The sequence below is a fragment of the Paenibacillus alkalitolerans genome (assembly GCF_016482785.1).
Classification (GTDB): domain Bacteria; phylum Bacillota; class Bacilli; order Paenibacillales; family YIM-B00363; genus Paenibacillus_AE; species Paenibacillus_AE alkalitolerans.
Genome location: NZ_JAEMXM010000025.1, coordinates 1 through 22,279 on the forward strand (window position 1 = coordinate 1; position 22,279 = coordinate 22,279).

General features: G+C 52.8%; 22 protein-coding genes. 16 read left to right on the forward strand and 6 right to left on the reverse strand.

Translation table 11 applies throughout. The features are described from left to right. Positions 1–350 precede the first annotated feature (350 nt). A complete protein-coding gene (locus tag JET16_RS25120; RefSeq protein WP_199621776.1) occupies positions 351–1,595 on the reverse strand; it encodes a serpin family protein in 1,245 nt (414 codons plus the stop codon). Between the two features lie 84 nt (positions 1,596–1,679). Between JET16_RS25120 and JET16_RS25125 the strand changes: the two genes are divergently transcribed. Continuing rightward, positions 1,680–2,621, forward strand: a complete 942-nt coding sequence (locus tag JET16_RS25125; RefSeq protein WP_199622009.1) for an alpha/beta hydrolase — start codon at positions 1,680–1,682, stop codon at positions 2,619–2,621. Positions 2,622–2,681: 60 nt separating this feature from the next. On the opposite strand, the gene JET16_RS25130 is transcribed toward JET16_RS25125, so the two are convergent. Then, positions 2,682–3,155 carry an AbrB/MazE/SpoVT family DNA-binding domain-containing protein gene (locus tag JET16_RS25130; protein ID WP_199621779.1) on the reverse strand — a complete coding sequence of 158 codons (474 nt, stop codon included), beginning with the start codon at positions 3,153–3,155 and terminating at the stop codon, positions 2,682–2,684. A gap of 700 nt (positions 3,156–3,855) precedes the next feature. Here JET16_RS25130 and JET16_RS31190 point away from each other — a divergent pair. Beyond that, positions 3,856–3,978: a hypothetical protein gene (locus JET16_RS31190; RefSeq protein ID WP_407673191.1), complete on the forward strand. Its 123-nt coding sequence runs from the start codon at positions 3,856–3,858 to the stop codon at positions 3,976–3,978. Positions 3,979–4,072: 94 nt separating this feature from the next. On the opposite strand, the gene JET16_RS30675 is transcribed toward JET16_RS31190, so the two are convergent. Beyond that, positions 4,073–4,252 (reverse strand): small acid-soluble spore protein H, encoded by a 180-nt coding sequence (locus JET16_RS30675; RefSeq protein WP_199621785.1) that lies wholly within the window; start codon positions 4,250–4,252, stop codon positions 4,073–4,075. Between the two features lie 197 nt (positions 4,253–4,449). Here JET16_RS30675 and JET16_RS25145 point away from each other — a divergent pair, with 197 nt between their 5' ends. From JET16_RS25145 to JET16_RS25165, 5 genes are read left to right on the forward strand one after another with little or no spacing between them, the layout of a single operon-like run. Beyond that, a complete protein-coding gene (locus tag JET16_RS25145; protein WP_199621788.1) occupies positions 4,450–5,229 on the forward strand; it encodes an IclR family transcriptional regulator in 780 nt (259 codons plus the stop codon). Between the two features lie 38 nt (positions 5,230–5,267). Continuing rightward, on the forward strand, positions 5,268–6,611 hold the full coding sequence (locus JET16_RS25150; protein WP_199621790.1) for an ammonium transporter: 1,344 nt from the start codon (positions 5,268–5,270) through the stop codon (positions 6,609–6,611). A 22-nt stretch (positions 6,612–6,633) separates the two neighbouring features. Continuing rightward, positions 6,634–6,918 carry a hypothetical protein gene (locus tag JET16_RS25155; protein WP_199621792.1) on the forward strand — a complete coding sequence of 95 codons (285 nt, stop codon included), beginning with the start codon at positions 6,634–6,636 and terminating at the stop codon, positions 6,916–6,918. Positions 6,919–6,941: 23 nt separating this feature from the next. Beyond that, positions 6,942–8,906 (forward strand): primary-amine oxidase, encoded by a 1,965-nt coding sequence (locus JET16_RS25160; protein ID WP_199621793.1) that lies wholly within the window; start codon positions 6,942–6,944, stop codon positions 8,904–8,906. Then, a complete protein-coding gene (locus JET16_RS25165; protein ID WP_199621794.1) occupies positions 8,894–9,238 on the forward strand; it encodes a hypothetical protein in 345 nt (114 codons plus the stop codon). The genes JET16_RS25160 and JET16_RS25165 overlap by 13 nt, the downstream gene beginning before the upstream one ends. A 560-nt stretch (positions 9,239–9,798) precedes the next feature. Here JET16_RS25165 and JET16_RS25170 read toward each other — a convergent pair. Both JET16_RS25170 and JET16_RS25175 read right to left on the reverse strand, forming a co-directional pair. Then, positions 9,799–10,230 (reverse strand): hypothetical protein, encoded by a 432-nt coding sequence (locus JET16_RS25170; protein WP_199621795.1) that lies wholly within the window; start codon positions 10,228–10,230, stop codon positions 9,799–9,801. A gap of 158 nt (positions 10,231–10,388) precedes the next feature. Beyond that, positions 10,389–11,030, reverse strand: coding sequence for a transposase (locus JET16_RS25175; protein ID WP_199621796.1), 642 nt, complete (start codon positions 11,028–11,030; stop codon positions 10,389–10,391). A gap of 445 nt (positions 11,031–11,475) precedes the next feature. Here JET16_RS25175 and JET16_RS25180 point away from each other — a divergent pair, with 445 nt between their 5' ends. From JET16_RS25180 to JET16_RS25200, 5 genes are all read left to right on the forward strand, one after another. Continuing rightward, on the forward strand, positions 11,476–12,570 hold the full coding sequence (locus JET16_RS25180) for a WD40/YVTN/BNR-like repeat-containing protein (RefSeq protein WP_199621798.1): 1,095 nt from the start codon (positions 11,476–11,478) through the stop codon (positions 12,568–12,570). Between the two features lie 5 nt (positions 12,571–12,575). Then, a complete protein-coding gene (locus tag JET16_RS25185; RefSeq protein ID WP_199621800.1) occupies positions 12,576–12,851 on the forward strand; it encodes a MoaD/ThiS family protein in 276 nt (91 codons plus the stop codon). A 5-nt stretch (positions 12,852–12,856) separates the two neighbouring features. After that, positions 12,857–13,876, forward strand: coding sequence for a ThiF family adenylyltransferase (locus tag JET16_RS25190; protein WP_199621802.1), 1,020 nt, complete (start codon positions 12,857–12,859; stop codon positions 13,874–13,876). Between the two features lie 156 nt (positions 13,877–14,032). Beyond that, complete coding sequence (locus tag JET16_RS25195; protein ID WP_199621804.1) at positions 14,033–14,311, forward strand: hypothetical protein; 279 nt, start codon at positions 14,033–14,035, stop codon at positions 14,309–14,311. Continuing rightward, a complete protein-coding gene (locus JET16_RS25200) occupies positions 14,308–15,276 on the forward strand; it encodes an NAD-dependent epimerase/dehydratase family protein (RefSeq protein WP_199621806.1) in 969 nt (322 codons plus the stop codon). Before JET16_RS25195 ends, JET16_RS25200 begins: the two co-directional genes overlap by 4 nt. Positions 15,277–15,309: 33 nt before the next feature. Here the strand turns inward: JET16_RS25200 and JET16_RS25205 are convergent, their stop codons facing one another. Beyond that, positions 15,310–16,698 (reverse strand): glycosyltransferase family 61 protein, encoded by a 1,389-nt coding sequence (locus JET16_RS25205; protein ID WP_199621808.1) that lies wholly within the window; start codon positions 16,696–16,698, stop codon positions 15,310–15,312. A 210-nt stretch (positions 16,699–16,908) separates the two neighbouring features. On the opposite strand from JET16_RS25205, the gene JET16_RS25210 reads away from it, so the two are divergent. From JET16_RS25210 to JET16_RS25225, 4 genes are all read left to right on the forward strand, one after another. Further along, the gene (locus JET16_RS25210; protein ID WP_199621810.1) at positions 16,909–17,811 is read left to right on the forward strand and encodes a carbohydrate ABC transporter permease; all 903 of its coding nucleotides are present in this window, start codon (positions 16,909–16,911) and stop codon (positions 17,809–17,811) included. 70 nt (positions 17,812–17,881) lie between these two features. Next, positions 17,882–18,748: a carbohydrate ABC transporter permease gene (locus JET16_RS25215; RefSeq protein WP_199621812.1), complete on the forward strand. Its 867-nt coding sequence runs from the start codon at positions 17,882–17,884 to the stop codon at positions 18,746–18,748. Between the two features lie 7 nt (positions 18,749–18,755). Then, positions 18,756–20,558, forward strand: a complete 1,803-nt coding sequence (locus JET16_RS25220; protein ID WP_199621814.1) for a cache domain-containing sensor histidine kinase — start codon at positions 18,756–18,758, stop codon at positions 20,556–20,558. 4 nt (positions 20,559–20,562) lie between these two features. Further along, on the forward strand, positions 20,563–22,179 hold the full coding sequence (locus JET16_RS25225; RefSeq protein WP_199621816.1) for a helix-turn-helix domain-containing protein: 1,617 nt from the start codon (positions 20,563–20,565) through the stop codon (positions 22,177–22,179). Positions 22,180–22,279: the final 100 nt, after the last annotated feature.

Genomic DNA, 22,279 nt, shown 5'->3' on the forward strand with positions numbered 1-22,279 from the left:
CGTCCTCGCCTACTCCATGATGGATGTTGTACGACATGACTTTAACGGAGCTTTCTTTCCCTTCACCCTGCATTGCCGCTTCAGTCGCTTTTGCATTGCCGCCGTTCAACAGCAGGGGAATCAAAAGCAGCGACAAAGCGAGAGCGACATTAAGCGATTTCTTGAGCAACATTAAATTCCCTCCCAGCATTTTTAGATTCTACTAGAGGATAGACTCTATTTGTTATCTCAATGTAAGGATAATGTTAAGATAGAATAAAGAACCACCTGAGCCGAATACTTGAACGGTAATTCACATATCGGGAATATTGCATTGCCTCGCGGCGAATATACATAAGTTGAGTCCCGTCTCACTTCGCCGGATTCGTAACCGAGCCCATAAACAGCATGGAACCGGTCGCGCCGTCCTCGATCGTAAAGAAGAAAGGTCTGTTCACTTCCATTCGGAAGAAGTTCGCGGGGGCCGATTCCGCCCTCCCTTCCACCGACGTGACCGCGGCCGCTTCCGCGCCTTTCTCGTTTACTTCAATAAAGGTCTTATGCAGCACGTTGGCGATGTAAAGATTCGGCGGAATGTTCGCCATGTTCTCGAAATTCGCCTGTTCCGAATCGAAAGCGATCCCCATGCCCAGCGCTTCCAACGCGTCGTTCAGCGCGCTCTTATACTCGAGCTTGAAGCGGGGCATGCGCAGATGCCCCTCCGTCTTGGCAAAACCGTCCGCAAGCTGTCCGGGATCGGCGGCAAGCAGAGCGAACATCATGCTGTCAAGACCGGAGCTTTCCTTCGGAACGTAAACGACCATTCTGAGCGTCTCCTTGCCATAAGGCAGGCGCACAGCTTGATAGCCGTCCGTCTCCTTATATTCAAATTCTCCCTCTCGGCCCATCATAGGTACCTGGACCGAAGCTCCGGAACCCGTGACGAAATCGCCGTCCGACGTGGCGTTCTCCGGAAACGGATCGGTCCAATCGCCCTTGAAGTAGATCGCGTTGATCAGAAATAGAACCGTCAACGGGTCGATCGGCCCCTCTACAATATTCTCGATCTTTCCCTTCGTCTTCTCTGTCACCCACGAATTGATTTTGCCGGGTGCGCCGGATGCCGTGAGATCAAGTGACGTTACCTCGGCGTCGTAATAGGTTCGGTTATTGTCAAGGAACGTTTTGTGAAACGCCATGCCTTCTTTTGCCCATAACGAATTTGCGATCGACAGCTCCACGTCCGGATCGGTGTGCTCCAGTACGAATTTTAATATCCGGTTCCCGGCGTTGATGTCATCGAGCGTTAAGCCTTTCAGCTGCAGCGCTTCCTCCATCGCTGTCTTCGTGCTCCCCGCCGCGCCGTTGTACGTCATGGACAGGGCGGTCGCTATGCTTAACGGCGAGATGAGCACATTCTCGTCCCCATCGGACTGAAACAGTTCCTTGTACAAGCTCAGACCGAACCGGTTGTTCGCGGTTACGATTCTTGTATCCGCATCGGCGGCGGAATACTCTGGCTTTAAGCCGCCGAACATCGGAGCGGAGGCGTCTCCGCATCCGGTGATGACGGTCAACAGCACGCAGATGCAGCACATTGTGGACCATTTTCTCATAGGAATCCCCCGAAAAATATATTTTCCCCTGTAGACGAAATATGAGATAGTTATGTTGCAGAACAGGGAGCGGGGGTGTTGTTTTTGTTGAGAGAAACCTTCACATTCGAGGATCCGGTCGGGTCGCATATATTCGTGTATAAGTGGTCTCCGGAAGAAGATGCGGAGGCGCCCGTTCGAGGAGTCGTGCAACTCGCGCATGGCATGGTGGAAACGGCGGCCAGATACGAACGGTTCGCCGAGATGTTGACGAAGGCCGGATACGTGGTGTACGCCAACGACCACAGGGGGCACGGGATGACCGCCGGCAAGCCGGACAATGTGGGAGTGATCGGCGAAGACGGCTTCAACTGGATGGTTAACAATATGCGCCAGTTAAACGGCATCATTCGCGACGCGTATCCGGACGTGCCGGTGTTTCTGTTCGCGCACAGTATGGGGTCGTTCTTGGCGCAGCGGTATTGCTGCTTATACGGCGAGACGATCGCAGGCGCCGTCTTTTCCGGCACGAGCGGGAAAGTCGGGCCTCTCATTCATCTTGCGGTGTACTTGGCCAAACGCGAGATGCGCAGGCGGGGTAAACATAGCCGCAGCAAGCTGCTTAACGCGTTGGTGTTCGGGCAGTACAACAACGCTTTCCGTCCCGCCAGAACCGACTTCGACTGGTTGAGCGCCGATCCGGACGAAGTGGACAAATACATCGCCGATCCGTATTGCGGCGCGGTCGTTACGGCGGAATTTTATTATGAGCTGTTCCGCTGGCAAAGAGACAACTACAAGCCGGAGCTGCTGCGGAACATTCCGAAGCGGCTGCCCGTCCATCTCATGTCAGGAGACCGGGATCCGCTCGGCAAGAACGGCAAAGGCGTTCTCGAGTTGTTCAGAACGTTCGTGAATATCGGTATAAAAGATGTGACTTGCAAGCTGTACCCGCAAGGACGTCATGAAATGCTGAATGAGGTCAACCGCGAGGAAGTCATGCAGGATGTTGTGAATTGGCTGGACGCTCGTTGCGGAACGAATTGACAAGAGGTTCAAAAGCTTCCTCTAGCCGTTGTCTATCTTCCACGAATTTACTTCAATTTCTTATTTGGCTTCGCGCCGTATTTCTTTGAGTATTTGATGAACTCTCGGTTGGCTTATTCCCAGCATCTCCGAAATTTTTTTCTGAGTAAGATTCGGCTGCTCGCTAATAAGTGTTTTGATTCGATCGTGGTGCTGGGATTTTCTTTGCCGGCTGGGCGTCGTGTCGGCGCCGGGGTGCTCTTTCGTTGCGGCGACTTGATCTGAAGCGAGCTGCTCCAATTGCTGTCCGATCTCTCTCTTAGCTTCGTCTAGGCACTCTTTGCACAGGAAGAAGCCCTTAAACATAGTAAGGTGATCGGCGTTGGAACAGAAGCGGCAAGCCACTCCGTAATGTTTTCGAAGCATAATGATTTTGCCGTCGGAAAAAAATTCAATGGGATCGTTAATATCGATCTCCAACACATCCCGCAATTCTTTCGGTATTACAACGCGACCTAGATTATCTAATTTACGGATCATGCCGGTGTCTTTCAATTTGCGTTCCTCCAGTAAAAATTAATATATAATTGAACAAGAATAATGGATGTTTACCATATTTTACTGGTTATAGGATCAGCATTCAAGCAGTGAGTGAGTGGATGTTGATAAAATTGTAAATATAAGGGGAGGCAGTCCCCTTTCGAACTCTTTATGAGCACTATACCCGTAATTCAGATAAACCGATTGACCGATTGGTCTATGACCTCTATTTTCGACCCCACTTTGCAGGTCCTATCCCCATGCTCCAGAGCAATATGGCCGCCGCTCCTTCCCAACTAACTCTCTTGCGGGCACTATCCCTTTCGTTCAGAAAACTGGCAAAGGACTTTAGTTCAGAAAAAGAGGCGAAAGCACAACTCGTCCCAATACGCTTGCAAATAAGTGATGCCGGCGATCAACCTCTTGGCCTCTTCAAAGATACGAGGCAGTGGCGTGGAATGAAACCAGGTTCGCTTCAGCAACCGGATGTCGGATTATACCAAACATGTTCGCTTTTAAAATGATTACAGGGGCAGATTTACAATATATGAGCTACGGGGAGAATGTGCGCAAGAGAAGCCGAAACGCGAATTCGGGGAGAGCAACAACTGAGGATCGGACCGTCTGACACTAGGGGAAGGTGTACGTACGGGAATCGTTGTAATGGCTACGATCATATTTTATTTGTTATCGCATTGATCTTGGGGGCCAAAAAATTGCGGACATAGTAAAAGTGGTCACGGCGTTCACTCTGGCGCACAGCGTGACTTTGGGACTGACCGCGGGGCAAGTCCTTGTCGGGCTGATGTGGTATTTTCAACGATTTCTTGGTGCCTGAATGGTTTCTTATATGCTTTACCCGCAAACCGGCGGGCTGCCCCTTCGGTAGATATGATCTACCGTCTGCTTTTGGGGCAGCCCGTTTTCTGCATCTAATGCTCTGTTAAAGTGTTCAAAGGAACTTCTTGTTCGTTCTCCGGTTGATTGAGCGGGAAAATTCTCGCCGTCTCATGCTCCTCGTCCACGTGTTGGATGTAGATCGGCATCCCTTCGTAAGTGACGTTGGCCATTACCGGGGAATCCGCGATCTCTTTTGCACGTTGTATGTTCACTTTGCAACCTCCTTGTAAATTGTTCCATTTCAGTATGTGCTATACGACAGAGAAAAATGTAGCGAGTTCTCATTCTTCGGGAAAATACAATTGAAAATGTGGCGAGTTATATGTAAGTATAATGATAATAAATATAACAAATATAACGGGATGTCGAGATTGATGTGACGCATACATGACGCAATGGAGGTAGGTGTATGTCGGATGTTCTCGATAAGGCAGTAAAAATATTACACGCTTTAAGCCCGTCGGGAGAGGAGAAAGAGTTAAGCGCGACACAAATTAGCCGGGAGCTTGAAATACCGGTGCAGAGCGCGCACCGTCTCCTCAATTCCTTGAAGAAGCACGGGTTTGTCCAGAAGGACAAAGAAACGAAGAAGTACAGGCTCGGGTTTGCTTTCTTGGAGTTCGGCTTTCTTGTCTGGAACAATCTTTCGTTTCGCGCGGTCGCCCGGCCTTTCATGGAGCAATTGGCGGCCAAAACGCAAGAAAGCGTATATTTGTCGATGCGGTGCGAGGACGAGGGAGTATATGTGGACGCCGTGGATTCGCCGCAAATATTGCGCGTATCGGAGCCGATCGGTCTGCGTCTTCCGCTGTGCGTGGGGGCTTCAAACAGGATTATCCTGGCATACTTGCCGGAGAAGACGCAGCAGCAGCTTCTCGCCAAGACGGACTGGAGCCGGGTGCCGTGTTTAAAGCCGTTAAGTTATGAACTGGTGATGGAGGACTTGCGTAGCATAAGGCGGCTCGGTTATTCGGTGACTACGGGCGAAGCGACGGAAAGCACGACAGGTATCGCGGCGCCGATCTTTTCTTTCGACAACAGGGTGATCGGAGGGATCAGCGTGGCGGGTCCGGCCAGCCGGTTTACCCCGCGCAAAATTTCGGAAATCAGCTTTCAAGCGATAAGAACGGCGCGGGAAATATCGAGTGAGCTCGGCTGGAGGAATAGGGGCAAGCAAAATTTGCGTTAAGAAAATCTACATAAAACTCGTGAAGAGGAGCGGATGGGATGGAGGAGCTGAAAGAAGCATTTGAACTTCACGGAACAATGAATGTCGAGGTGTTTTATTGGTGGTGCATCGCCATCATGTTTGCCATTCATGCCGGATTTCTCGTGTTGGAGGTCGGAATATCCCGTGTAAAGAACGTGCTCGCCTCGGCAATGAAAAATTTGTTGACGCTGGCGGTCATCATCCCGTCTTTCTTCTTCGTAGGGTGGTGGATTTATAACGCCTTCCCGGACGGCTTCGTCCCAAGAACGGATAGTTTGGCCTTGGGCGCGCTGCCTTGGAGCGCCAATATGGGGCCGAATATGGCGGACCATGCCAGCGGCGTGTTTTGGGGAGCCTTCGCTCTGTTTGCGGCAACGACGGCATCCATTCTTTCCGGATCGATTATTGAAAGGGTGCGGATGAGCGCGTTCCTCATTTTGGCAACGGTGTTGGGGTCTGCGGTATGGATTTTGGGTGCGGCTTGGGGGTGGCACGGCTCAGGCTGGATGCTTACCCGGCTCGGTTACCATGACACGGCGGCATCGGGTGTCGTCCATACGATTGCCGGGTTTTTCGCGCTTGGTGTCCTCATCAATCTCGGGCCGAGGATCGGAAAATATGACGGCTCCGGCAAACCGCTGCCTATCCCCGGTCATAACATGCCGAATGTGTTTTTGGGTTTGATGCTCATCTTCTTCGGTTTCTTCGGTTTCCTGGGAGGCTGCGCGATTTTCATGGTGGGCAGCGATTGGATTACGATTTACGGCACGCCGATGACTTTGTCCGCGTTCGCTTTTAACGCTTTGATGGGCTTTGCGGGCGGCATTATCGGAGCGTATTTGACTTCGAAGAGCGACCCGCTCTGGACGATTTCCGGCGGACTCGCAGGATTCATTTCCGTCGGGGCCGGCCTTGATCTTTATTATCCGGGTCTCGCCTTTATTATCGGGGCAATCGGAGGCATGATCGGCCCAATGATCGGCTCCTGGCTTGAGCAAAACAAAATTGACGATCCCGTCGGCGCGGTAACGGTTCACGGCTTTGTTGGAGTATGGGGCGTGCTCGCCGTCGGATTGTTCGCCTCCGGATACCCGAACGTTGCGGGTCCGCAGATTTCCATGCTCGGCCAGCTCGTCGGCGCCGCCGTTATGATCGCGCTTGGATTTGTTCCGGGGTATGGGGTTTCGTGGATATTGAAGCAGATGAACGCGCTGCGCATCCCGCCGGAAATCGAGCGGTTGGGACTCGATATCGTGGAAATTCCCGGCTCCGCTTATCCGGAAGGGATTCCGCCGACGCCGGAAAGCGGTCCGTCTTATCAAGGGAGTCCGGCGCTGCGGCCTGAAACGGCCGGCAATTAACAATTAGGGAGGAGAATGCAAAATGAATACAAGTCCGATTACGACATGGGAAGGTGCGGAAGCTTATTATACGTTCGGCCCGAATTCGTTCGGGGTATGGTTTATTTTTATAGCGGCGGTCGCGCTGTTTATCGGTTTTATCGCTTACACCGTGCGTCATGAAAATCATAGCTTTGCCGACAGCGTGGCGAAGTATCCGGAGCTGAAGAGGAAGGTGGAAGCCTCCCGGATTTCCGCTCCGGAGGAGAAGCCCGGCCTCGCATATATGTCCGTGCCGCAAGTACAAAGCAAGATTGAATCTGTTTAATATGGAAAAGGAGGCCGCCGCCGATGAGCGTCAATGAAGCCGAAATGTTGATGAGCAGCGTTATTCACCCATTGGAGCCGTTATCCGAAGCGGAGCTTAAACAGGCCGTCCGCATCGTGCGCGAGAGCGGCAAGCTTGGACCGCGGGTGCGATTTGTATCGGTTGCGCTCCACGAGCCGGAAAAATCGGTTGTTCTTGCTTATGAAGATGATGAGCCGTTCGAGCGGGAAGCGTTCCTTGTGCTGTTGGATAACGCCGACGGGAATTGCTATGAGGCTATCGTATCTTTGACCAGAAATGCGGTCACATCCTGGGAATATATTCCCGGCGCTCATCCGAACATCATGCTCGACGAATTTGAGGAATGCGAGGCGGCGGTGAAAGCGAGCCCCGAGTTCCGGGAGGCCATTGCCAAAAGAGGCATTACCGATCTCGATTTGGTAATGGTGGACCCTTGGTCTGCGGGCAACTTCGGCAGAAGCGAGGAAGAGACGACCCGCTTGTCCCGCACATTAAGCTGGGTGAGAAGCGATCCGACGGACAACGGTTACGCCCGCCCGATCGAAGGCGTCATCGCCGTTGTCGATTTGAACATGATGGAAGTCATTCGGGTGGAGGATTACGGTGTGGTGCCGCTGCCTCCCAATGCCGGAAACTACAGCCCCGACCGGGTAGGCAGCCTTCGCGAAGATATAAAGCCTCTCGAAATTACACAGCCGGAGGGGCCGAGCTTTACATTCGAAGGTCACGAGGTCAACTGGCAAAAATGGAATTTCCGCTTCGGCTTCAACCCGCGGGAAGGCCTCGTGATACATACGGTCAATTATTTGGATAACGGGAAGAAGCGTCCCGTCCTGTACCGGGCGTCGCTTTCGGAAATGGTGGTTCCGTACGGAGATCCGGGCCCGACCCAATATACGAAAAATGCGTTCGACGCGGGAGAGTACGGCATTGGCGCGTTGGCCAACAGCTTGGAGTACGGCTGCGATTGCGTCGGGCATATCCAATATTTCGACGCCGTCATGACGAACAGCCGCGGCGAAATTATGAAAATAAAGAATGCGATATGCATGCATGAAGAGGATTACGGAATCCTGTGGAAGCATACGGATTGGCGGACGAACGACGTGGAGGTTCGCCGTTCGCGCCGCCTGGTCATCTCTTCGATTTCCACGGTGGCGAATTACGAGTACGGGTTTTTCTGGTACTTCTATCAGGACGGAACGATCCAGTTCGAAGTGAAGCTGACCGGCATATTGTCTACGGGAGGATTTATGCCGGACGAGAAGCCGAAGTACGGAACCCTTGTCGCTCCGCAGCTGTATGCGCCGAATCACCAGCATTTTTTCAATATGAGGCTCGATATGATGGTGGACGGGCAGAACAACTCAGTATACGAGGTCAATACGGTTCCGGAGACGGAAGGGGAACACAATCCGTGGGGGAACGCGTTCTATGCGGAATCGACGCTGCTCGACCGGGAATCGAACGCGAAGCGAAACATCGATTTGTCCACGGCGAGGTATTGGAAAGTCGTCAATGAACAGTCGTTGAACGAGATGGGACAGCCGGTTTCTTACAAATTAATGACCGGTGAGAATTGCGCGCCGATGGCCGGCCCGAAATCGAGCTTGCTCAAGCGCGCCGGGTTTATTACGAACCACGTTTGGGTAACGCCGTACAACCGGAAGGAAATGCACGCGGGCGGGCAGTATCCGAATCAAAGCGCCGGTGACGACGGTTTGGCGGTATGGACGGAAGCCGACCGTCCGCTCGCGAATACCGATGTCGTGCTCTGGTACACGATGGGACATAACCACATTCCGCGCCCTGAAGATTGGCCGGTCATGCCGGCGCACTACATCGGCTTCATGTTGAAACCGGTCGGCTTCTTCAATGCGAATCCGGGGATCGACGTTCCGCCTTCCGTTAAACCTGCGGCTGCGGGTGCGGGGCACTGCGGCGGCAAACACGCTTGCAGCCCATGAGATGGAAAGACGCACTGCCATCAATGATTTCCGCCGTCTTATCTTTATCGCTTCACGGCATCCACTTGGCTGCCGTCATGGCGGCGGCCGGAGCTGCCGGCGCGGCGGGAATCGGGGCGCATTCCCACCATTATGCGGCTCAGGGTGTCGGCGGCGCAGTATGGACGCTTTGGCTCGGGTGGGGAGCGAACGCTTTGACCTTGTACTTTGCCGTCCGGCTGTTTGTCAACATTTGGCGGTGCCGGCGGCAACGGGTGCGATTTGCGCCGCACCTCGCCGTTTCATTGGCAGCTTTCGGCGTCGCGTTGACCGGTATCGCAGTTAGTTTGTAAGGTGAATGGGGATACATTACACGAAGCTGAAGGGCAGCCTGAACAGGTTGCCTTTTTCTAGGTACAATCCCTTCCTTGTGGTTTCCATGGTATGTTACTCGCGCGACAACCTTGTCTCGAACTCCCTTTTTGAGCACTATCCCTTTGGTTCAGAAAAATCGGATTGTCGGATGCAGCTATGACCTCTATTGCATGCCTTCTTATCCAGGTCCTGTCCGGATGTTCCGAATATCGCAACTTGGGTCACAGCTCTCACCTAAAACTACACTATACGGAAACAATCCCTCTACTGAAATCGGGCAATTTCCTCTATGGACATCCTTGTAGCAATCCGGACACTTTCCTTTACGGACACACTTGTAGCCATGCGGGCACTTTCCTTTACGGACACACTTGTAGCCATGCGGGCTTTCCTTTACGGACACACTTGTAGCCATGCGGGCACTTTCCTTTACGGAGACACTTGTAGCCATGCGGCCACTTTCCTTACGGAGACACTTGTAGCCATGAGAGGCACTTTCCTCTACTGACATCCTTGCCCTTTGCAACCCTTGCGTGCACTATCCCTCTCGTTCAGAAAATGGCAAAGGCCGCGGCAAAAACGCAAGAAGTGCGGAAAGGCCAGGATCTTTGCCACGCAAAGAAATGCGGAAAAAGCCAGGATCTTTGCCACGCAAAGAAATGCGGAAAAAGCCAGGATCTTTACTCACGCAGGAAATGCGGAAAAAGCCAGGATCTTTACTCATGCAGGAAATGCGGAAAAAGCCAGGATCTTTGCTCACGCAGGAAATGCGGAAAAAGCCAGGATCTTTACTCACGCAGGAAATGCGGAAAAAGCCAGGATCTTTACTCATGCAGGAAATGCGGAAAAAGCCAGGATCTTTGCTCACGCAGGAAATGCGGAAAAAGCCAGGATCTTTACTCACGCAGGAAATGCGGAAAAATCCAGGATCTGGGTTCTTTGCGCCGAAGAGGACATACAGATTGCGCATAGAGCTTCCATGACCGATTCCTTGCGATTGGACTGATTGAGGCGAAAACAAAACTCGTCCCAATAGGCTTGCAAATAAGTGATGCCTATTCCGTGGAACGTACGATCGATCCACTTCTTGGCCTGATCAAAGATGCGAGGCAGAGGCGTATCATGAAACTAGCTTCGCTTCAGAAATCGCACGTCAAAGGTGCCGGGCTGCACGTGTTGCTTCGTGAACGCAACTTCTCCCGAATAAAGCAACGTTCTTTTCCCTGGCATGTGCTCATCAGCAATCATTTTTAGTTTGACGTATGAAGGTTGTCCATCCGCTTGAAAAGAAGCGCTCACCATCACCGGACGTTCTTTCGGGTGGCGGTAAAACGGCTGAAGCGTTCTTTTCCCATAGATGCTGACTCCTGCACGAACCCTGCCGGTGAGCGGACGCTGTGTATCCTTGTCGCTGAGGGCAAGTCGGAGCTTCTTGAGCATTTCCCATGCTGTCTTATATGTAACAGAGATAATCTCGGAGAGATGAACGGCGCTCACGCCTTCCGGTTGCGAAAAAAGATGAAAGGCGATGCGCCATTTATACAACGGAGTGCGGCTTCGTTCCATGACGGTACCGACGGTAAGAGTGGTTTGGTGCTGGCAATTATGACACTGATAAAGTGGAAGTCTGCGAGTACGAATCGTATAGTAACGGGAATGCCCGCACTGCGGACAACGAAATCCGTTCGGCCACTTCTTGGAGAAGAAGAAATCGATACAATCCTCTTCCGAAAAAACCGGTTCAACGACGTTGGCTTCAGTAGAAACCATGATCAGTCACCACCAAACGAATCATTTCATTCTCATTATACCAAACAAGTGTTTGCATATCAATTCATAATAGGGATAAAATTCAAATATGAGCCGAAGGGATAGTGTTCGCAAGAGAATACAAAACCAATGGGAGAGCGCGATACGGAAGCAATGGGAGAGTTAACGAAGGAACGGAAGATCTGAGACTTGGGGAGAGTGTGCGCACGGGAAATAGCATATAGTTGATCCCCAGGAGACGGATCAATGATGACCGTAAGGTGATTTTAATCGAATAAAGTCGGGGGCGAGCAAACCGAAAAATAAAGTTTCATTAAACGGCAGGGTTTATTTCCAAAATGTAGAATCCATAGGACAATGCGTCCGGAAAAGTGTAAACGCTCCCATCGGGGCCGTGCGGGATTTTCGGCAAAATCGTTGATTGATAAGAGGAGGAAGAAGAAGCATGGGTAAACGGGTTGTTTTGCTCGTCGGCACGAACAAAGGGGTGTTCTACTACACTTCCGATTTGGAGCGGCGCCTTTGGAATTTGCACGGTCCTTTCTTGTCTGGATGGGAAGCATACAGCTTGTTGGGGGACAGCCGGCACGGGCACCGGATTTTCGCCGGAACGTCTCATGCGGCGTATGGCGCAACGATTCGGGTATCCGACGATTTCGGAGAGACATGGACGCAAATCGAGCACGGGCCGGCTTACAGCAAGGAAAGCGGATTTTCGTTAAATCGGATATGGCAGTTGATTCCCGGCGCGGAGCAGGACACTTACTTCGCGGGAGCCGAGGAAGCGGGATTGTTTGTAAGCCGCGACCGGGGGACGACATGGGTGGAGCTGGACGGTTTGACGAAGCATCCGACCCGGCCCGGCTGGTTCCCGGGCGCCGGCGGAATGTGCTTGCACACGATTATAATCCACCCGGAAAATCCGCGCCGGATGTGGGTAGCGATGTCCGCGGTCGGCGTGTTCCGCACGGACGACGGAGGAGAAACATGGCAAACGTGCAATAAAGGACTTGCGCGGGTCCCGACCGGGCAGCCTTACGAAGAAATCGGGTACTGCATTCACAAGATGGCGATCGATCCGCACGATCCGGACACGCTCTATATGCAGGAGCACGGGGGCGTATTCAAGACGGTCGACGGCGGCGACAACTGGTTTCCGATTGAAGACGGGTTAACGTTGAAAGGCGATGACGCGCCTTTCGGGTTTCCGATCAGCGTCGCGCCAAACGGCGATTTATTTCTCGTTCCGCTCGAGAGCAGCGAGCAGCGTTCGATGAAAGGCGGCAGGCTGCTCGTCTACGGAATGCCGAAGGGGAGCGATCGCTGGGAGCCGATCGGCGACGTGCTGCCGGAGGAGAAGCGGCATGTGAGCGTACTGCGCGACGCGATGTCGGTCGATTCGCTCGATCGGTACGGGCTGTACTTCGGAACGACGTCCGGAGAGGTGTTCTGCTCGATCGACCGCGGCAAGACGTGGGACCGGCTTCCCGGACAGCTGTCGCGCATCCTGTCGGTAAAACCGTGGATTGTGGAGGATTAGAAAGCATGCGGATTGGCGTTACTGTTCCTCTGCTTCTCAGCGATTGCACGAACGGGCAGTCCAGCTTCACGTTGGAAGCCGATACGCTTGCCGAGGCGTTGGAACGGCTGATTGAAACTTACCCGTTATTGAAAGTTCACTTGTATAAGGAGCAGGGTGACATTCGCAAACATGTGCTCATCTATTACAACGATGACAATATCGCCTGGCTGGAGCGGCTCGACTTTCCGCTCCGGCCGGGGGACAAGCTGCGTGTGCTGCAGGCCGTATCCGGAGGTTAATCGCGATGTCCGAACCGCTATTTGAACGATATTCCAGACAGATGCTCTTTCCTCCGATCGGCGAACAAGGACAGCGGAAAATCGCCGCCGCCCGCGTGCTCATTGTCGGAATGGGAGCGCTCGGAACGGTGCTGGCCAACCATATGGCCAGAGCCGGCGTCGGCATGCTGCGGATCGTGGACCGCGATTACGTGGAGAAGAGCAACCTGCAGCGGCAGATGCTCTATGACGAAGGGGATGCCGAGCTTGCCCTGCCGAAAGCGGTTGCCGCTTCCCGCAAGCTGGCGAAGATCAATTCGGACATCCGTCTCGAAGCGATTGCAGCAGACGTGACGGCCGATAATGCGGAAACGCTGTCCGACGGCGTCGATCTGATATTAGATGGAACGGACAATTTCCGGACGAGACTGCTGTTAAACGATGTGTGTTTCAAACGGGAAATTCCGTTTGTTTACGGCGGCGCCGTTAGCTCTCAAGGGATGACGGCGGTGTTTGTCCCGGGTGAAACCTGCTGCTTCCGCTGCTTGATCGGGGAGGCCGACGGTACCGGGCAAACGTGCGACACGATCGGCGTTATTTCGCCTATTGTGGACATTGTGGCGTCGTTTCAGGCGGTGGAAGCTCTTAAATATTTGGTGGGGGCCGATTCGGCAAGGCGGCGCAGCTTGCTGTCGATCGAGATATGGCGGCATCAAGTGTTCGACGCCAAGCTGCCTCCGCCGAAAGCGGATTGTCCTACGTGCGGGTTGAAGCTGTACCCGGCGCTTGAAGAAGCTGCAAGTCCGTTTGCGGTCATGTGCGGACGGGAGACCGTACAGTTTCAAGGCTCCAAGCCGATCGACATGGACCGAATCGAACGGAAGCTGGCCGCGGTATGCCGGGTCAGCCGCAATCCGTTTCTGCTGAAGGCGGTGGTCCCGGAAGGCGAACGGCTGGTGCTGTTCCCGGACGGCCGAGTGCTCGTCCAAGGGACGGAGGATATTGCAAGAGCTAGAACTCTATATGATCGTTATATCGGCAATTGACGGATAGGCGTCCGTCGCAGCGGCCGTTCCGCGGTATATACCGGGGGGCGGCCGCTTTTTCTGTACGGAAAATGCCTATTTTCCCGCAGCGGCAGAAAAGTACAAACCTGAAAGATTGGCTTGCCATATTCTATGTTAGTAACTGGCAAGGAGGAAATGATGCAATCTATCCAGAAAAGCAGTCATTCCCGCTCTATTCATATTATTGTGGAGGAGGCCGCCCGTTCCGGCATTGATGAAGTGATTATCGTCGTCGGCAACGGCAACCGCAGGCAACCATTCATTGACTATTTCCTACCGCCCGATGCACGACGTAGGCGACAAGCTGGGATACGCAAAAGCGGTTGTAGCCTACGCGGGCTTCGCCATAAACAGATCGGTCGAACGTTTAAGCATCATTTGTACAACATCGTTCAGGAGGGCGACGCACCGTGAAGAAAATCGTTATCACAGGAGCCGCGGGCTTTATTGGCAGCCGCTTAGCTCGCCAATTGATTCCGGAACAATGCCTCGTGATCGGAATCGATAATCTTCAGTCCGGTCTGATGGCCAATATGAAAGATTTACTCGATCATCCCCGTTTCAAATTTATTTGCGCCGATGTGAGCTCTAATAGCATAATGCTCCGGGAAGAACTCGACCGCGCGGATGAAATCTATCATTTGGCATCTCCCGCATCCCCCAAATTCTACCAGTCCATGCCTTTCGATACGATTGCGGTTAATACGCTCGGAACGAAAAATATGCTGGAGCTTGCGAGAACAACCGGCGCCAAATTGCTTTATTCCAGCACAAGCGAAGCGTATGGAGACCCGTTGGTGCATCCTCAGGACGAACAATACAGCGGCAATGTTAACACGTGGGGACCCCGGGCGTGTTACGACGAATCGAAACGTCTCGGCGAAGTGTTTTGTTATGAATATTTCACGCGATTCGGCGTTGCGGTGAAGGTGGCGCGTATTTTCAACACATACTCCGCGGGTTTGCGCAGCGATGACGGACGAATCCTCTCGAATTTCATCTCGCAAGCGTTGACCGGACTGGAAATAACAGTTTACGGAAACGGGATGCAAACGCGTTCGTTCTGCTACTTGGACGATACGGTTGCGGGGTTAAAGTTGATGATGGAGAAAGATGCGGCGAACGGCGAAATCATCAATATCGGCAATCCGAAAGAATACACCGTACTGGAGGTGGCCCGCCTAGTCAAACAGTTGACCGGATCCGCGAGTCCGATCGTATTCCTGCCGTTGCCGAAGGACGACCCGAAGCGGCGGCGGCCGTCCATCGACAAAGCGAAACGGCTGCTCGGGTGGCAACCGCAAATAGAGTTGGAGGAAGGCATCGAACGGATGATCAAAGACTATCGGCAGCGGTTGGCGGAGAAGGGGAAACTATGAAAATCGCATGCATCGGAGCCGGTTATTAGTGTCTTACACCCCCGCTGTCTTTAGAGTGCTATCGAGCTTGTTTATATCAACTACAAAATCTTGGCCTCCTATCCAGAGTGCCCCCGGTTGGGCCCAGTCTTCACCCGGACGCGCGAACCCTTCACACAAAATGCAATAATAATTCAGCCCTTGATAATTGCTTATTCTCCAGTAGAATCCCGGCGCGTAATTGTTGTTCATCAATTCGACGACAGTCGTGCCGGGGCGGCAAAAGGTCAGATTCGTCAATGCGGCTCCGTGCGGCGCGACAATGATATCGGCCGAATGAAACAGTTGAATTTGATCCCGGACGGACATATCATCCAAAGAATAATAATGGAAGCCTCGAGGACCCAATAAATTCATAACTTCCGCTTCATTGACCGGCCTTCTTTGCCCTGCGTTCCCTCTGCCGACAAAGATCCGTTTCGGCCCCGCATTCGGGTTGTTCAATCCGTACTTTAACATGAGCTCATCCCGCAAAAAATCGGCGGACCATTTAGCATACTGTCTAACGGCCGGAATCGAAGTCAAAACAAGCCTGTCGGCTTTCAAATGGAATCGATCGTGCGTTTCGATGATCCGTTCTCTCGGAATTCCCAACAAATTCAAGGTTTCATATTGGAACTGCAAGTTGCCCTTATGGTTGATAATGTATTTGTCGATCCGAATGCCGCTCAACCGCAGCAGATGAAAGCGCGTTAGCACATCGTACATCCAATGGAAATAGTTATCGCTGCCGCAAAAAGTAACGCAAGCCACGGTGCCGGGAACATACGTGACAGGGTGCGGCTGCCATTGGTGAAACACGGGATGATTGTCATAGCCGCTCTTCGAGAAATCGATGGACACATCGGCCACCAGCAAATTGTCCGGCGTCAGGACTGCGCCGTCGGCGCCCCATACGCGGCCGTTCGGAATGATTCCGGCGTACGCCGGAGCAATCGTCTCCTGAAGTCCGGGGAATACAACGGATCCGTCCGCCGATCTTGAGTCCGATAACGTCGCCGTTTCCCCGGCATGGAACTCCATGTAAACCGGGTCGGGTATATATCCCGTCAATTTGGCTTGATTCAGCCAATCTTGCGTGGAGGTGTATCCGATCGGCGGCGAAAGCTCCAACAGCGGTCTCCGCAGCGTTCTTCCAATGCGGCGGCGTCTCGGCAGTTTCAATCGCGATTTGCGCCGTCGTCTTAGACGTTTCGAGCGTAAACCGCGGCGTCTCCCGCTCCTCTTCTTGTCCTGTAGCTTCGCTCGTCTTCGAATGAGCTTGCCTTCGGAACGTTTTGCCAACCTTTTCTTTGAAGCTGCCGGCTCTCTTCTTCTCCTCCTTCTTCTCTTGCGCTTGTATCGGGCTTTTACCGGTAAGCTGTGCAAATGTACGATGGGCATTCGGCACCTCCTCACTCAGGTTATTAGCCATGATATGTTTTAGGCGCAGGTTGGTATGGTGATGCGCTGATTCCTTATCATATTTGGCGGCTGCCTACATTGCGCTCCGTGATAAAAGTCGATTCCCCCTCCTGAAAAGTAGGATTGTTCCTCCTGCCGTCCGCCGGCCTTGTTGTAAGATGCAGATAGTACGGCAAGGAGGGAACGGTCATGTCGAAAACGCGAAAGCTTTTTGAAGCCTACGCCTTTATTTTCCCCAGTTTATTTCTGACGGTCGTTCTGGCAATTTATCCGATCGTCTGGGCGATGAGATATATGTTTTACGATTACCGGGGATACGGCACTCCGCAATTCATAGGTCTTCAAAATTTCGCAAGGCTGTTTCGCGATCAACTGTATTGGGATGCCGTCGTCAACACGTTCGTTTATTCGATCGGCAAAATCGCCGTCACCCTGCCGCTGGCTTTGATTTTGGCCGTCATCCTGAATCGCGCGATCGCGGGCCGCCAGCTTCTGCGCGCCGTCTATTTCATGCCGACGGTAATCAGCATGGCCGTCATGTCGATTGTGTTCTACATCATATTCAACTCGTATAACGGCATATTGAATCAGCTTCTGATCAAATACGGCATCATCGGGCAAAGCATCGAGTGGCTTGGCCCTAAATACGCCATGCTGACCGTCATCATCGTTGCAGTGTGGGGGGGACTCGGCAACTATATGATCCTCTTCCTGGCCGGTCTTCAAAATATTCCGAACGATCTGTACGAAAGCGCCTCGATCGACGGCGCGAACGAAACGCAAAAATTTTGGCATATCACCGTTCCGATGCTCGGTCCCGTTCTGCAGATGATTATTATGCTTGCAATCATTGCCGCGCTGAAAGGTTACGAGAGCATCATGGTTATGACGGAGGGCGGTCCGTTCGGCAAGACGGAGGTCATGTATCTATACGTCTACAAGCAATTGTTTCCCGTCTCTACCGACGGCGGGGGCTCGGCCGAACAATTGATCGGTTACGGCAGCGCGGCGGGCTTCGTCACGGCGTTAATCGTAGGAGCGATCACGACGTTGTATTTCTACTTGTCCCGTAAATTGAACAGAATGTATTAATCCATCGAGATGAAGGAGGCAACCGAAGGTTGTCCGCGAAGGTTTATACCAAAGCAAGGAGGCTGACGCCATGCGCACCAATCAGGCCAATCGCCGCAAATATCCGCTAACCGCCATCGTATCCCGGGCGATTCTTTGGAGCTTTCTTCTGACCGTCGCGTTATTTACGATTTTTCCCGTGGTCATGGCCGTACTGGGAGCATTCAAGACGAATAGCGAGCTTACGCTCGGAGCGACGATATTGCCGAACTCATGGGAGTTCGGGAACTTCGCGACCGCGTGGCGCGAGGCGAATTTCGCGAGATTTACCTGGAACAGCATATTTATCAGCATGGTGACGACTGTCGCCACGCTCGTCGTTACTTCCATGGCCGCTTACGCGGTGGACCGCCGGGATTTTCCCGGCAAGAAGCTGTATACGGGGCTTCAGGCGGCGACGCTGTTCGTCTCCATCGGCGCGGTCGTGCTTCGCCCGCAGTTCGATCTGATGGTAAAATTAAACTTGCACCAGTCTCTGTGGGGCGTTATCATCATTCTCATCAGCGGACACGCGATGATCTATTTCATACTAATCGGCTTCTTCAAAGGGATTCCCCGCGATTTGGACGAGGCCGCGATGATCGACGGATGCAATTTCTTCTATATCTATGTGCGCATCATCCTGCCTCTGCTCGCTCCGGCGCTCGGCGTCGCCGCCTTGTTCACATTTCGCCACGCCTGGAACGAATATATTTTGCCGCTCGTGTTTACGATGAATCAGCCGCATCTGCAGACGTTGACCGTCGGATTGGCGGGACTTCGCTACGGCATCAGCGCGGCGGTGGAAAATCATCTGATGATGGCCGGCGCCTGTTTGTCGATCATCCCGATGCTGATTGTTTATTTTGTAGCGAATAAAGCTTTTATGCAGGTGAATGCGGGTTCGGTGAAAGGTTGATCCGTTCATGAAGCCTTTTCTTTATCGAACATCCTTCAAAGCGCGTATTTTTCTTTGCTTCGTCGTTCTGATCGTGCTGGCGATCGCGGTTTCAGGCGTTACGTCCTATAATATCGCCTCGCGCGTCATCAAGACGAATTCGCTTGAATTGAACCAGAACACACTGAATAAATCGGCGCAGGCGCTTGAAGAAAAATTTCGCAAAATTACCGTTTCCGCACTCTCGCTCATGTTAAGCGACTCCTTTATCGACATGACCGAAGATGTTTCCCGGCACAATTCGAATTCTTACTACTCCCACCTCTCGGCGCTGCAAAGTCCGTTTTCGCAAGTGAAATTCAACGATCCGATGATCCATTCGATACTGATCAGCTCTCCTATCGGAGATTTCTATCCGACGAGCGATTATCGTCAGAGCGGGGCCGCTTTTTCGGCGACTCCGCTTTATGAGGTTATTAAGGAACACGACGGCGCGTCCGTCTGGACGGGGGCGCACGAGGATGTCCTGTTCGCAGGCAAAAACGAAGTCGTCAGCCTCATCTTGGAATCGATCTCCTCTATTCCGTCGGTTAAGGATGTATATGTTGTCGTCAATATTAAAACTTCGGACATCCGCGACTTCCTTTTGCGCAATTTGGAGGGAGGCGGCGGCTCACTGCTTGTGTTGACGGAACGCAATGAGCCTGTGCTGAGCACGGACAAGCAGCTGAAGCTTCTGGCGAAGGAAACCTCCTTCCTGCGGCAATTATCGGACAACGGCGCCAGTTTTGAATATCGTTACAAAGATACGGATTATTTGGTGAACTCGACGAATCTGATACTCCCGTCGCAGTGGAAGATCATCGGCATGCAGTCCAAATCGGAGCTGCTTGGGCAAATCCGTTCCATCAAATCTTCAACCTTGCTTATTATCGGGATTTGTGTGCTGCTTGCCGTCTTGTTCGCCAATGTGCTGGCCGGTCATTTGTACAAACCGCTCAAGCGGCTGCAGCAGTTGATGCTGGAAGCGGGGCAGAACAAGCTGTCCGTCCGCTATGAAAGCGAGTATGAGGATGAGTTTGCCCAGGTAGGGAGAAAGTTCAACCGCATGCTGTCGCAGATCGATGAACTCATCCGGGAAGTGAAGGAGGCGGAGAAGGACAAGCGGTCCGCTGAAATCAAGGCGCTGCAAGCGCAAATCAAGCCTCATTTTCTATATAACACGCTCAACACGATTCTATGGAAGTCGGAAGACGATCGGCAGGATGACGTGCGGGAGATGATCGTTTCATTGTCTCTGCTGTTCCGCCTCGGTCTGAACAACGGTTACGAGCTCACTTCATTGCAGCGCGAAATCGAATATGCGATCCAGTACCTTAAGCTGCAGCAGCAATGCTACGAGCGTTTGTTCGAATACGAAATAGAAGTCCAGAACGAGGAATTGTTGTCTTTACCTGTGCTCAAGCTGCTGCTGCAGCCGTTGATCGAAAATTCGATCCTGCACGGCTTTAAGGACATGGAAAGCGGAGGCCTCATTCGAATTACCGTGCGATATGAAGACGGCTTTCTGCACCTGATCGTCGAAGATAACGGAAGAGGGATGGATATCGAGTGCGTCGCTTCCCTGCTGGAGGAAACGGATGGAGAGGGACCGCCGCAAGAGGGGGGATTCGCTCTGCGCAACGTGTACCGCCGCATCAAGCTGTTTTATGGAGAATCGGCGGCGTTGGTCCTTCAAAGCGAGCCCTATCGTTTAACGAGCGTCGCCTTGCGCGTTCCGGTCCCGATGGACGCGGCGCTGCCGAGCGTGAACAACGAGGAGAGGGTGTGACCTTATGACCGCCGTGGAGAAGACCGTAACGCTCTGCGTCATCGACGATATCCGTTCCGTGGTGGAAGGGATATCCCGGCGCATACCGTGGGCGGAGTACAACATCGAAGTGATCGGCACGGCATACAACGGAGAAGAAGGGTTGAGGCTGATCAAGGAGCTCAAACCCGACATTGTGGTGACGGATATCCGCATGCCGAAGATGAACGGAGTCGAAATGGCCTCGTATATCAAGGAAGTTTGCCCGGGAAGCAAATGCATATTTATAAGCGGGTACACCGAGTTCGATCATGCCCGGGATGCCATTCGGCTCGGCGCCTTCGATTATATTCTCAAGCCGTTCACTTCGAAACAAATCGTGGAGGTCGTATTGAAAGCGAGATCGGCGCTGCTGGAGGAATTGTCCCGGAATGAACGGATGATCGCCATGGAGCACAGGATGCGCGAGAGCATGCCGCTTCTAAAGCAGGAATTTTTGGGCGCGCTGGTCCGGTACACGATGCCGCTCGATTACGCCAGAGAACGATGGGAATTTTTAAGCATTCATCTCGATTGGGAACACTTCGTGGTCATGGTCGCGGAAATCGACAATTTGATCGCCAAACAGGCGACAATGCGCATGAAGGAAGTCGAAACGGCGCGTTTCGCGGTGCAGAACATTATGGAAGAAACCGTAAACGAAGAAACGAAAAACGTGACGTTTCGGGACGGAGAACAGCGTCTGGTATGCATCATGAACGGAATCGACCTGCAGCGTGCACAGATGTGCGCCGAGCGCTGCCGGGAAAATGTGGCGGGCTATTCGCGGCATACGATATCGCTCGGACTGGGCAATCCGGTGCGGTCGGTGACCGAGCTTCCACTTGCCTACGGGCAGGCGATGCACGCCCTGACGTACAACTTCTACACGGGCGGGAACAGCGTATTTTCGTTCCGGGACATTCCGCCGCACAACCGCCAGGCCGCCATCCCGGCTTCGTCCGATAACGTGCAGGAGTTGATGTACAGCATACGGGCGGGCAACAGCGGCAAAGCTTTGGACACGCTGGAAGAAATCTTTGCGGCGTACAGGTCGGGCGAAACTTTGCTGTTTCCGCAGCAGTTGAAAGCCGTCTATATGGAGCTTGCTATCGCCATTAATAAAGTGTTGAAGGAGAAGCTGGATACGGAGCAAACCGGCATCGATCTCGCCTTGCACGAAGCGATGCAGGATCGCGTGTCGACCGCCAGGGAGATCGAAGACCGCATCGTTAATTCGGTCAAAGAAGGATGCCGGCGCATTAATGAATGCCGCACGACGGATGCGAGGCAAATCATCGGCAGCATCGCGGACTACATCCGGCGGCATCTGAATACGAACTGTACGGTCAAGGATTACGCGGATCAGGTTCACTTAAGTCCGAGCTACTTTGCCAATCTGTTCAAAAAAGAAACCGGCATGTCCGTCATGCAGTTTGTGGCGAAGGAGAGAATCGAGCGGGCCAAGAAACTGCTGCTTGAAGATATTCAAATCCAGGACATCGCTTTCGAATTGGGGTATGTGGACCGGCCTTATTTCAGCGATGTGTTCAAGAAGCACACCGGGATGACGCCAACGGAATTCAGACAGCAGTATAAATAAAGTAATCTCTCGGGACGTCCCGGGAGCATATTCAGCCCGAAAGTTGCATCTTCCTCTCGAAAAGTAGGATTACCCCGCTCCCACCGGTCAGGCGCTAAAT

Excerpts from the sequence above, each read along its gene's own strand:
- JET16_RS25120 (WP_199621776.1), bottom strand. The coding sequence starts at position 1,595 with ATGAGAAAATGGTCCACAATGTGCTGCATCTGCGTGCTGTTGACCGTC.
- JET16_RS25145 (WP_199621788.1), top strand. The coding sequence starts at position 4,450 with ATGTCGGATGTTCTCGATAAGGCAGTAAAAATATTACACGCTTTAAGC.
- JET16_RS25150 (WP_199621790.1), top strand. The coding sequence starts at position 5,268 with ATGGAGGAGCTGAAAGAAGCATTTGAACTTCACGGAACAATGAATGTC.
- JET16_RS25155 (WP_199621792.1), top strand. The coding sequence starts at position 6,634 with ATGAATACAAGTCCGATTACGACATGGGAAGGTGCGGAAGCTTATTAT.
- JET16_RS25160 (WP_199621793.1), top strand. The coding sequence starts at position 6,942 with ATGAGCGTCAATGAAGCCGAAATGTTGATGAGCAGCGTTATTCACCCA.
- JET16_RS25170 (WP_199621795.1), bottom strand. The coding sequence starts at position 10,230 with ATGCGCAATCTGTATGTCCTCTTCGGCGCAAAGAACCCAGATCCTGGA.
- JET16_RS25175 (WP_199621796.1), bottom strand. The coding sequence starts at position 11,030 with ATGGTTTCTACTGAAGCCAACGTCGTTGAACCGGTTTTTTCGGAAGAG.
- JET16_RS25180 (WP_199621798.1), top strand. The coding sequence starts at position 11,476 with ATGGGTAAACGGGTTGTTTTGCTCGTCGGCACGAACAAAGGGGTGTTC.
- JET16_RS25185 (WP_199621800.1), top strand. The coding sequence starts at position 12,576 with ATGCGGATTGGCGTTACTGTTCCTCTGCTTCTCAGCGATTGCACGAAC.
- JET16_RS25190 (WP_199621802.1), top strand. The coding sequence starts at position 12,857 with ATGTCCGAACCGCTATTTGAACGATATTCCAGACAGATGCTCTTTCCT.
- JET16_RS25195 (WP_199621804.1), top strand. The coding sequence starts at position 14,033 with ATGATGCAATCTATCCAGAAAAGCAGTCATTCCCGCTCTATTCATATT.
- JET16_RS25205 (WP_199621808.1), bottom strand. The coding sequence starts at position 16,698 with ATGCCCATCGTACATTTGCACAGCTTACCGGTAAAAGCCCGATACAAG.
- JET16_RS25210 (WP_199621810.1), top strand. The coding sequence starts at position 16,909 with ATGTCGAAAACGCGAAAGCTTTTTGAAGCCTACGCCTTTATTTTCCCC.
- JET16_RS25215 (WP_199621812.1), top strand. The coding sequence starts at position 17,882 with ATGCGCACCAATCAGGCCAATCGCCGCAAATATCCGCTAACCGCCATC.
- JET16_RS25220 (WP_199621814.1), top strand. The coding sequence starts at position 18,756 with ATGAAGCCTTTTCTTTATCGAACATCCTTCAAAGCGCGTATTTTTCTT.
- JET16_RS25225 (WP_199621816.1), top strand. The coding sequence starts at position 20,563 with ATGACCGCCGTGGAGAAGACCGTAACGCTCTGCGTCATCGACGATATC.